Annotated in this window: 10 protein-coding genes; 6 read left to right on the top strand and 4 right to left on the bottom strand. The window is 65.9% G+C overall.

Features of this window, described 5'->3' with window-relative positions; genetic code table 11:
* Nucleotides 1-74 precede the first annotated feature (74 nt).
* On the bottom strand, nucleotides 75-494 hold the full coding sequence (locus tag U9979_RS22925; RefSeq protein WP_322750028.1) for a hypothetical protein: 420 nt from the start codon (nucleotides 492-494) through the stop codon (nucleotides 75-77).
* Nucleotides 495-963: 469 nt separating this feature from the next.
* Here U9979_RS22925 and U9979_RS22920 point away from each other — a divergent pair, with 469 nt between their 5' ends.
* The 4 genes from U9979_RS22920 (at nucleotide 964) to U9979_RS22905 (ending at nucleotide 5287) form a co-directional block, all read left to right on the top strand.
* A complete protein-coding gene (locus tag U9979_RS22920; protein WP_322750041.1) occupies nucleotides 964-2094 on the top strand; it encodes a DegT/DnrJ/EryC1/StrS aminotransferase family protein in 1131 nt (376 codons plus the stop codon).
* A gap of 73 nt (nucleotides 2095-2167) precedes the next feature.
* The gene (locus U9979_RS22915) at nucleotides 2168-3160 is read left to right on the top strand and encodes an NAD-dependent epimerase/dehydratase family protein (protein ID WP_322750027.1); all 993 of its coding nucleotides are present in this window, start codon (nucleotides 2168-2170) and stop codon (nucleotides 3158-3160) included.
* Nucleotides 3161-3163: 3 nt separating this feature from the next.
* A complete protein-coding gene (locus tag U9979_RS22910) occupies nucleotides 3164-4321 on the top strand; it encodes an MGDG synthase family glycosyltransferase (RefSeq protein ID WP_322752387.1) in 1158 nt (385 codons plus the stop codon).
* Between the two features lie 72 nt (nucleotides 4322-4393).
* Nucleotides 4394-5287: a hypothetical protein gene (locus U9979_RS22905; RefSeq protein ID WP_322780915.1), complete on the top strand. Its 894-nt coding sequence runs from the start codon at nucleotides 4394-4396 to the stop codon at nucleotides 5285-5287.
* 865 nt (nucleotides 5288-6152) lie between these two features.
* Here the strand turns inward: U9979_RS22905 and U9979_RS22900 are convergent.
* A complete protein-coding gene (locus U9979_RS22900) occupies nucleotides 6153-6884 on the bottom strand; it encodes an NUDIX hydrolase (protein ID WP_322780914.1) in 732 nt (243 codons plus the stop codon).
* An 89-nt stretch (nucleotides 6885-6973) separates the two neighbouring features.
* Between U9979_RS22900 and U9979_RS22895 the strand changes: the two genes are divergently transcribed.
* Both U9979_RS22895 and U9979_RS22890 read left to right on the top strand, forming a co-directional pair.
* Entirely contained in the window at nucleotides 6974-8053 is a 1080-nt protein-coding gene (locus tag U9979_RS22895) for an SPFH domain-containing protein (RefSeq protein WP_322780913.1), read from the top strand.
* Entirely contained in the window at nucleotides 8050-8991 is a 942-nt protein-coding gene (locus U9979_RS22890; RefSeq protein WP_322748846.1) for a hypothetical protein, read from the top strand. Before U9979_RS22895 ends, U9979_RS22890 begins: the two co-directional genes overlap by 4 nt.
* Before the next feature lie 60 nt (nucleotides 8992-9051).
* On the opposite strand, the gene U9979_RS22885 is transcribed toward U9979_RS22890, so the two are convergent.
* Both U9979_RS22885 and U9979_RS22880 read right to left on the bottom strand, forming a co-directional pair.
* The gene (locus U9979_RS22885; protein ID WP_322748845.1) at nucleotides 9052-9210 is read right to left on the bottom strand and encodes a hypothetical protein; all 159 of its coding nucleotides are present in this window, start codon (nucleotides 9208-9210) and stop codon (nucleotides 9052-9054) included.
* A 791-nt stretch (nucleotides 9211-10001) separates the two neighbouring features.
* Nucleotides 10002-10161 (bottom strand): DUF397 domain-containing protein (locus U9979_RS22880; RefSeq protein WP_322780916.1); only part of this gene is annotated, 160 nt, incomplete at its 5' end.

Genomic DNA, 10161 nt, shown 5'->3' with positions numbered 1-10161 from the left:
GGCAACAGGGACGTGGATCAAGGAGCGGGGCCGGAGCGCGGGTACCCGGCGTCGCTGTGAGCGGTGTTCGCAGGTCATCCACCGCCGGTGTTGATGAATGCCTCGATGGTGGTGGCCGGGATGACGCCGAGCGGCCGACCCTCGTCTTCGACCGTGATCGTCGTGCCCGCAGGCGCATCGCGCAGGGACTCGTTGACCGCGGTGGTGAGAAAGTCACGCCAGTCCAGGAAGATTTCAGGTAGGAAGGTGTCGATCACGCCTGCCAGCGGTCGGGCCGGGTCGGGGACCTTGCCGAGGTCCGCCACAGTGATGATCGAGGAGCGGATGAGGTCGGCTTCGAGGTGCACGACCCGGGCGTAGCGCACACCCGCGTTGCGCATCTCGCGAGCGGCTTCGTCACGGGTGGCCGTGTCCTGGAGCTCGATGAAGGGCTCCACCTTGTCGACAAGGCCGACCACTCCGGCGAGATCTCGAATGATCTTGTCCTGTGTCACGTTGCAGTTCCTTCCCGGGTGCCGGTCCTGGGAACCCGGCGGCCGCTGCGTATTGGGATCTGGGCAGTCGCGCCGTCAAGGTGTCCACCGGTCGTCGTGAAACTGTCAAACGCGCCCATTTTCGGCGCGTTGGGTAATAGTTGCATCGTTGTGATTCATCCACGTGTTCACGGTGGACTATCTGGGTCATCAGGTGACATGCCCCACGATGTCCAGGTGGATTTGGGTGGCAATGGTCTATCTTGTTTTCTGGTCACAAGCGGGGTGTAAACCGGGATCCTGGTGGTCATTCCCGGGCTGCCCGGCGACCCTCGGGTCGCCGTTCCAGGAAGGGATCATGGAAGGTGTCGCGGATCAGAATGATCCTGCCGGCTTTCCGGCAGGTGACCCGGTAGCGTCGCTCTGCGCAGTGTCCGGACCGGAGACGGTCGTGAACACCGATGTGTTGCGGCCCGAAGGGGGTGTGCAGGTGCAGGTTCCAGCGGCGCGGATCGTCTTCCCCGAAGCCGATCGCGCGGAGATCGCGTCCTTGACGTCGGAGATCCTGGCTAGCGGAGCGCTGACGCTCGGCGCGCATACGAAGGAGTTCGAAGCCGCGTTCGCCGCGGCTCACGGTGCCCCTTTTGCCGTCGCGGTCAGCAGCGGCACCGCTGCTCTTGAGATCATCCTCCGTACCGTCGAGGTGGCGGATGCGGATGTCGTCGTGCCGACGAACACGTTTGCGGCGACCGGTTTCGCGGTTCTGCGGGCCGGCGCGAATCTGATCTTTGCGGATGTGGATGCCGAGACGTTTGCCCTGAGCGCTGCGACAGTGGCCGCCGCGCTCACGCCTCGCACGCGTGCGGTGGTCCTGGTCCACATCGGGGGGTTGATCACTCCCGAGGTCGACGACATCCGGGCGCTGTGCGACGAGCGCGGCATCCTCCTGGTGGAGGACGCCGCCCATGCGCATGGTTCGAGCCATGAAGGCCGCTACGCGGGTTCGTTCGGTGTGGCCGGGGCGTTCTCGTTCTATCCCACGAAGGTCATCACCAGTGGTGAGGGCGGGATGATCCTCACCGCCGACGAGCGGGTGCGGGACGAGGCGGTGATATTCCGGGATCAGGGGAAGGCCGGATTCCTCGGCAACGTCCACATCAAGCAGGGTTACGCCTGGCGGATGAGTGAACTGCATGCCGTCACCGGCTTGGTGCATCTCCGCCGGTTGCCCGAGTTTCTTGACAGTCGTAACGCCGCCGCCGCCGCTTATACGGCGGGACTCGGTCAGATCGAGGCACTCGAGCCGATTCTGGTACCAGCGGGCGGCCGCAGCAACTACTACAAGTACCTCGCGCTCCTGCGGCCGGGCATCGACCGGGTGCGGCTGAAGAAGGAGCTGAAAGAGCGTCACGGCGTGTCGCTGTCGGGTGAGGTGTACGAGGCGCCTCTGCACGAGCAACCGGCGTTCGAGTCCTATGCTCGGGGTAATCACCCGGTCGCGCAGGACGTGTGCGCCCGGCACGTATGCCTTCCTGTCCATTCGGATATGACCGCAGCGGAGGTGGATCATGTGCTGGTGTCACTGGCGTCCGCCGTCGAGGCCCTCACGGTCGCGATCTGACCGGGGGATCCGATCCCACCATCTCTGACTACATGATCCGACCCCAAACCTGACGATCTTGGACGGATGACCTATGCGTATAACCGTCACTGGAGGTTCCGGTTTCATCGGAGCCCACCTGGTGGACCGGCTCCTGGACGCCGGCCATGACGTGATCTCGGTAGATCTGCATGCGCACGTGGCGGACCCGCGCGCCGATCACCGGATCGTCGACGTCCTGGACCTCCCCTCGGTTACCTCAGTGTTTGCTGACTGTGACATGGTTTTCCACCTCGCGGGCATGTCCAACGTTGATCATGCCTTCGCCGATCCGATCCGGACGGTGCGGCTCAACGTCGAGGGCACGGCCAACGTGTGCGAGGCCGCACGCATCACCGGAGTGCGCCGGGTTCTGTTCGCGAGCACAGTCTGGGTGTATGGGGCGAGCGGCGGTGATCTGGATGATCCACAAGCGCTGACCGAAGACGCGGAGTTGGCGATGAACCGCGCCGGCCACGTCTACACCTCGACCAAGATCGCAGCGGAGCTGCTACTGCACAGTTACCAGCAGACCTACGGCGTGGACTTCACGATCCTGCGGTACGGCATCCCGTACGGTCCCGGCATGCGCGATGAGCTGGTCCTGGCCCGCTTCCTGCGTAAGGCGATCGACGGGGAGCCCCTCACCGTCGCCGGCGACGGGCAGCAGTTCCGTAACTACGTCTTCGTCCGTGACCTCGCGAATGCGCACGTGCTTGCCATGGACGACGCGGCGCGCAATGAGACGATCGCCCTTGAGGGTGACGAGCGCGTCAGCGTGCTGGCCATGGCGCAGGCGGTCCGGGACCACTTCCCGGGCGTCGAGATCGAACACATCCCGGCCCGTCCGGGTGACTTCCGGGGCCGGTCCGTATCGAACGCAAAGGCCCAGGCGCTGCTGGGCTGGCGGCCGACCACCCGCTTCGCCGACGGCGTCAGACAGTACGTCGAGTGGTATCTGGCGGACCGGCAGGCCAGCAGCGAGCAGCCGGTGTCGGTGCCCGCCCGGCGGGCCGACGGGGTTGGCGTCCCAGCCTCCGCCGAGTAGAGCATGGTGGGCGATCACGCGGACGAGGTGACGGAGTCCCCGGCGAACCGGGGAGGGCAGCCTGACCGGCGGGCGCTGTTGCTGTCGGGTTCGCTCGGGATGGGCCATGACGTCATGGCCCAGGCATGCGCGCACTCGTTGGCCCTGCGCGGGTTCTCCACCCGCACATTGGACTCCCTGCGCATGATGGGCGGCCGGGCCGGGTCGGCGGGTGAGGGCGTCTTTCGCGGGATGCTGGCCGTCCCCGGGCTGTATGACGCTGTGCACTTCTCGCAGATGCGTCCCGGTGGCGGACTGTCAAAGGCGATCGAGGCGGCATCGTCGCGTTTTCTCGTACCCAAGCTCCGCACGGAACTGCGCTACCAGTCAGTGGAGTTGTTGTTGTCAATCTTCGCCACCGGGGCTGCCGCAGCCAGCAGGGTCAAGTCCGAACATTCCCGGATGGTGACCGCGGTCTTCTGCACGGATGTCTGCGTCCACCGGCTGTGGGTACATGAGAACACCGACCTGTACCTGGTCACATCTACCACGGCCGCACGGTTCGTCCGGCGCTTCCATCCGGACGCGAGGATCGCTGTGGTGCCCACGCCGGTCCGTCAGCCGTTCTACGATCCACCGACGCAGGAGGCGGCCCGCGAGGCCTTCGAGATCCCCGCCGATGCACGGTGTGTGCTGTTGATGTCGGGTTCCTGGGGTCTCGGGCCGCTGGTCGAGGGCGCTCGGGCCCTTGCCGAGGCCGGCGTCTGGGTACTCGTGGTCGCTGGACGCAACGTCTCGCTCGCTGGCCGCCTGCGAGAGCTCGCGAACACGCACCCGCAGGTCGTCCCGTTCGGTTTTACCGACCGGATTCCCGCATTGATGGCAGCGAGTGATCTTGTTGTCACATCGTCGGGTGACACCTGTAGCGAGGCGCGGGTCATCGGTCGTGATCTGATGCTGTTGGATGTCGTGCCTGGCCACGGCCGGGACAACCTGCAGCTTGAGCTCGACCGGGGCCGGGCGGACGTCACCTCCGCCGATGCGGCATCCTTGCGCCGTTCAGTGCTGGCGGCCCTCGACCGCACCAAGCCACCGTCGGTGCGCGTGGTCGGGACGCCGGAGGCGTGGGAGCAGGCATTCGGCGGCGCGCTCAGCCAGGTTGAGTTGGCCAATGGCTGGTGACGGCCTGATTCCGTACAGCACGAACACGAACCCGAACCCGAACCCGAACCCGAACCGGATCATGGAAGACGTGTGAGCGACGCGCTTGTCATCGGCGTCCCGGTTGCCGTTGTGTCGGCAGCGCTGTACGGGACGGCCCCGCTCATCCAGGCCGTTGCGGCGCGCCAGGCCCCACCCGGTGGCGGGCTGGGGCTTGGCCTGCTGCTACGTCTCGTATTGCGACCGCTGTGGTTGCTCGGACTCGCCGTCGAAGCGGGGTCGTTCCTGCTGGAGGTACTGGCGCTTTCGGTGGCACCGGTCGCCCTTGTCGCTCCGCTCATGGCGGGCGACATGGTGGTGTTCTCGCTGCTGGCCCAGCGGTTCCTGGGAGAGCGGATCAGTCGGGTCGGCTGGCGCGGCATGGCATGCATGGTCGCGGGAATTGGTCTGCTGGCCGTTGCCTTCAGCCGTGGGGCACAGGTCGGCACCCCGGCGAGCGATCAGGATCTGGGTTTGTTCCTGGCTTTCGGACTGGGGTTCACAGCGGTCGGGGCGTGGCTGGCCAACCGGGCGGGGCACGCGGGGCGGATCGCGCAGGCGGCGTTGCTGTTCGGATTATCGGCCGGGGTCTGCTATGCGATCGCAACGCTGGCGACCCGTCAGGTCGGTCTGTACCTGGACGACCATGAGTTGACCGGGCTGCTGTGGACGCCGACCCCCTATGTACTGATCGCCTTTTCCGTCCTTGCCCTGGGCCTGGAACAGCGGGGCCTGCAGGGTCGGGCCGCTGTGATCGCGTTTCCGGTGACCAGCGGGGTCTCGGCCTTTCTGCCGGTGATGATCGGCCTGACCCTCTTCGACGAGTCGGCGCCGCAGGGGCCGCAGATGGTGGCGTTTGTCGTCTCGTTGGGGCTGGTCGCGATCGGGATCTTCGGTCTTGGACGAGACCGGGCCGCGAGCGTCGCGCGGGAGTCGGCGACGGTCTGAGAACCCGACCTGGGCTGATTGGCTGGCAGACCGGTATACGACCCAGCTGGGCGACACAACTCGACGACACAGCTGGGGGCGATACAGCTGGGCGACATCACACCGGTGGGTGCCGTTGTGTTTTTATTGTCGATATTTGCTGGCGTGGCACGTTAGTTGCCCGACCAGGGGGAAAATCTGTTGTCGTCGACTATTGTATGTACGGATTATCCGAGTATGGTTGTTCTCGTGGGTATGTTTTGGTAACCATCTGTAATTGGGATGGACCGTAGCCAGGCGTTGAGACGTGAGGCGCTGAGACGTGAGGCAACGGCCGCAAGCGACATGCGGGGGTGGCACAACGTGTATTCGGACGGAGTGGGTGGCCCCTACCAGGTAGTGCCGGTGACGCTTCCCGTTGATCTGGTGGAGCATCTGGTGAGCCGTGTTGGAGTCCAGGGGCTCTCAGCCTATATTACGCAGGCCCTGATGCGGCAGGAGCCGATGGCGTCGCTAATCGATTTCCATCACATGACAGCCGTCGCGCTCGGGCTTCTACCGGAAGCCATGGAATCGTCGCGGCCAGCCCTGTACGGCCGTGAGTCCGTCCGGTAGCCGTTGTTCCCGCCAGGGTCCGGCGTCGAGCGGTGACGTACCAGCCCAGCCCGGGTCGATGGGTGCCGGACGGGCGAGTTCGTCACCGCGGTCACACCACCGGCCGGTCCGCGGCGATTCCGTTCCGTGTTTTCACTGCCCAGACCGCAGAGTGAGAGGTGGCCGGCTGTTCGGGTTCACCCCCCCGATCACCCGGGCTGCCGGCCACCCTAGCTAGCCCGCCTTTAGAGCGCCCGGCCCCGCGCCGCCGCGTCCCTATTGCCGGACGCTCTTAATTGTCGTTTCGGGTTGAACCCGGTGTCGGGCGGAGCATGGCTGGGTGCAGAACGCCAGCCGGGCCACACCGGAAGAGCTCGGCCGGTCGGCCGCTGTCGCGCTTGGTCGTCCGTCCTGTCGGGAGCAGGAAGCCCGGGGTGCCTGTTACCTTGCGGTGGAAATTGCGTGGGTCGAGCCGGACGCCCCATACCGTTTCGTAGATCTGACGAAGATCCGCCACGGTGAATTCGGGCGGGCAGAACGCCGTTGCCAGCGGCGTATATTCGATCTTTGCGCGGGCCCGCTCCACCCCGTCAGCCAGGATGCGCCCGTGGTCGAAGGCGAGTGAGTCGTCGCTGGCGAGCAGTTCGTCCACTGGTGCCCACCGGGAAGCCGTCGCGTCTGTTCCCGCCACCGGCACCGGCAGGTCGGGGGCCATGGCGAGATAGGCAACAGTGATCACGCGTGTCCGCGGGTCACGGCCAGGTGCACCGTAGGTGGCCAGCTGCTCAAGGTGCCCGGGTAGGTTCGCAAGACCGGTTTCCTCGTTGAGCTCCCGGCGGGCGGCGACCGCCAGATCCTCATCGGGACGAACGAAGCCTCCGGGTAGCGCCCACTGTCCGCGGTAGGGCTCGATGCCACGCTCCACCACGAGCGCGCACAGCACGTCCTGGCGGACCGTCAAGATGCTCAGGTCGACCGTCACCGCAAACAGGGAGTAGTAGTCCTGGGTACTTTCAGTAGCCACTCATTCAGCCTATCTCGTCAGGTTGACGAAAACTCGCCCAACCAGTTATCGTCGAACAGACGATAACAAGCAAGCGAGGAGGCGCGACGGTGGCTGACATATCGAAGGTGCTGTTTCTCCGTCACCTGCGTGGCACACCTACCGCGCACATCCAGCACCTGCGCCGCGGACGGGTAGTCCACGAGGGGATCGGCCAGACTTTCTGGTACCGCCCGCGGACGGCCGTGATCAGCGAGATCCCGCTGGACGACCGGGAGTTACCGCTGCTGTTCCACGCGCCTACCCGTGACTTCCAGGACATCGCGGTGCAGGCGACGGTGACCTTCCGGATCGCCGACCCGGCCGTCGCGGCGAGCCGTCTGGACTTCGGAATCGATCCTGAATCCGGCACCTGGCGAGCCGCTCCGCTCGAGCAGCTCGCTGGCCTGATCACCGAGACCGCCCAGCAACACGCCTTCGAGCTGCTCGCTCGTACGGTCATGACGGATGCGCTGGTCAGCGGGGTCCCGGCCGTGCGAGCGCGCATTCTCGACGGTCTCGTCGGCGATCCGAGACTCACCGAAACCGGAATCGCGGTCGTGGGCGTCCGAGTCGTTGCCGTACGACCGGAGACGGACATGGAGAAGGCGTTGCGGACGCCCACCCGAGAACAGGTCCAGACCGATGCTGATCGTGCGACCTACGGCCGTCGAGTGGTAGCTGTCGAGCAGGAACGCCGGATTGCCGAGAACGAGATGCAGAACAAGATCGAGCTGGCCCGTCGAGAGGAGCAGCTCATCACCCAGCGGGGTGCCAACGACAACCTGCGGGTCACCCAGAAAGCAGCGGCGGAACGCATTGCCGCTGATAGCGAGGCCGAGCGGACCCGGGTCAGCGCGGCTGCCACGGCCGATGCCACCCGGTTGGTCGGCGCGGCCCAGGGTGAGGCGGACACCGCGCGCGTCGCCGCTCTGCGGGACCTCGACCGGTCGGCTGTGATTGCCCTGGCCGTTCGGGACCTCGCGGGGAACCTGCCCGGCATAAACACGTTGACGATAACTCCGGACCTGCTCACCGCCCTCGTCGCCAGACTCGCCGGATCGGCCGTGCCAGTTGTCGCACAACCGCTCCCGGCTGGCTCAGGCGGGCCGGCGGCACCGGCGTCGGTGGACGATGGGAACTGGCGATGACCCTCGCGCCCCGGGTGGTGGTCGTCTACCGCCGTACCGAATACGCCGAACTGCTCGACCGCCACGGCACCCGGGGCCAGGCCGCGTTCTTCCTTGCCAACAGGGACCGCGACCTGGTCGAGGTCGAGGCACGCCACGCGGCCCATCGGGATGCCCGTCGGGCGGTCGCGGCAGCCATCCCGCCGGACTGGCGGCGGGGGGAGGTCGAACGTCGCGACCTCGACCGATTCATGTTTGCCGCGGACGACATCATCGTCTGCGTCGGCCAGGATGGCCTGGTCGCCAACGTGGCGAAATACGTCGAGACCCAGCCGGTGGTGGGCGTCAACCCTGAACCGGGTCGTAACCCCGGCGTCCTGGTCCGACACCGGCCGCGGGACATCGGCGGGCTGCTGCGCCAGATCGAGGCGGACAGCTCCGGTGCGGCGCGCCGAGGCCGCGACGGCACCGCCGCAGATGACGTGATCATGCGGTTGACCATGGCGGAAGCTGTGCTCGACGACGGTCAGCGACTGGTGGCCCTCAACGAGCTCTACGTCGGGGACAGCGGGCACCAGACTGCGCGCTATGTGCTGCGGGCTCCCGGCCCTGACGGTCAGAGCACCGAGCGACAGGCATCGTCGGGTCTGCTCGTCGGGACCGGGACCGGTTCCACCGGCTGGTGCCGATCGGTGTGGCAGGAACGCGCCAGTGGCATCGGTCTGCCGAACCCGGAGGCACGGGTGTTGGTGTGGTTTGTCCGGGAGGCGTGGCCGTCACCCGCTACCGGCACGAGCCGTACCGAAGGGATGATCAACGGTTCGGCACGGCTTGAGCTCCTGGCCGAGTCCGAGCGGATGGTCGTCTTCGGCGACGGCATCGAGACGGACACGTTGACGCTGGCCTGGGGTCAGCGCATATCCGTCGGTATCAGCGAGCGGTACCTACACCTGGTCTGAGCCTCGCAGTTGAAGGGTTGCGGGCCACCGGAGGGCATCCTGGGCCAGGTTGGCGGGCGGTCATGGCCCGAACCGTTCCATCGCCTTGCGGACCCGGGAGTTCGCTTGGGCAAAACTGATCTTTCCGTCGACGTACGCCGCGAGAGAGTTGCGGCGCACCCGCTCGGCGCGCGGGTCCTCAAGCGGGGTGTTGAGCAGGTTGGTCGTGGCAGTGGCCACGCTGATCACCTCCCGTTGTGCGGAAACAGGACGACGAAAAGCCAGCCTGGCGTGCGTCAGGCGTGAGATGGATCAGGGGGCTCCCGGGTCGGTGGGGTTGGTAATCCCTGCCCGCGAAGCGATCGATCGCCTATGTTCCGCCGGCGCGCGATCGACCAACCCGACTGGATCTGAGGCTCGGATGCAGGGGGAGCCCGGCACGCCCCGACCTTCGGGCCTCTGCCCAGGCGATGGCGTACATAGCGGCTTCGCTCCCTACGGCGACGGCGGGCACCAGCACCCGACAAGATGATCGGAATCTTCACCCAACATTGACCACGAGGTCAACATTGATCAAGAAGGCAACTTTGACCAGGAAGACGATGTTGACCAGGAGGACAATGTTGACCAAGAGGACAATGTTGACCAGGAAGACAATGTTGACCAGGAAGGGAACAGGGAAAGAACTGTGACCCGACCTGACTTCTACAGAGTGCGCTGTCGTCGGCCCGATCGCAAGGGCTTTTTCGCGGTGTCGTCGTACGTGCTCGCGCAGTGGCCGCGTCGGTCATGTCGCGTGGCACGGTGGTTGCGAGCCGGTGCTGCTGTGCGACGGTGCTGCTGCGACGGTCGGGGTCGGACGGTAGGTGCCCGTCCGACCCCGACCATCACCTATAGTGACCGGCACTCATCGTGACTCGGTAACCAGCGTGGTACTCTCAGACCTTCAGAGAGTATGACGGCGTGCGGTGCAGCTGTGATCGGTAACGTTGCGGTGATCAAACGTCGTTGTGATCAAATATCCCGGTCGGTCAGGCCCGGTCGAACTCGCCGTCCCTGGCGCCCGCGAGGAAGGCCTCCCACTCGCCGCCGGTGAAGGCCAGAATCGGCCCGGACGGGTTCTTCGAATCGCGGACGAAGACGCCCTCGTCAGCCACTGCAACCTCTACACACATACCGCCGGCACCATTG

The sequence above is a fragment of the Protofrankia sp. Cas4 genome (assembly GCF_963555915.1).
Classification (GTDB): domain Bacteria; phylum Actinomycetota; class Actinomycetes; order Frankiales; family Frankiaceae; genus Protofrankia.
This window is presented reverse-complemented; position numbering and strand designations above follow the sequence as displayed.

Bases quoted from the DNA above. Each gene is read 5' to 3' on its own strand.
- U9979_RS22915 (WP_322750027.1), top strand. From the start codon at position 2,168: ATGCGTATAACCGTCACTGGAGGTTCCGGTTTCATCGGAGCCCACCTG.
- U9979_RS22890 (WP_322748846.1), top strand. From the start codon at position 8,050: ATGACCCTCGCGCCCCGGGTGGTGGTCGTCTACCGCCGTACCGAATAC.
- U9979_RS22910 (WP_322752387.1), top strand. From the start codon at position 3,164: ATGGTGGGCGATCACGCGGACGAGGTGACGGAGTCCCCGGCGAACCGG.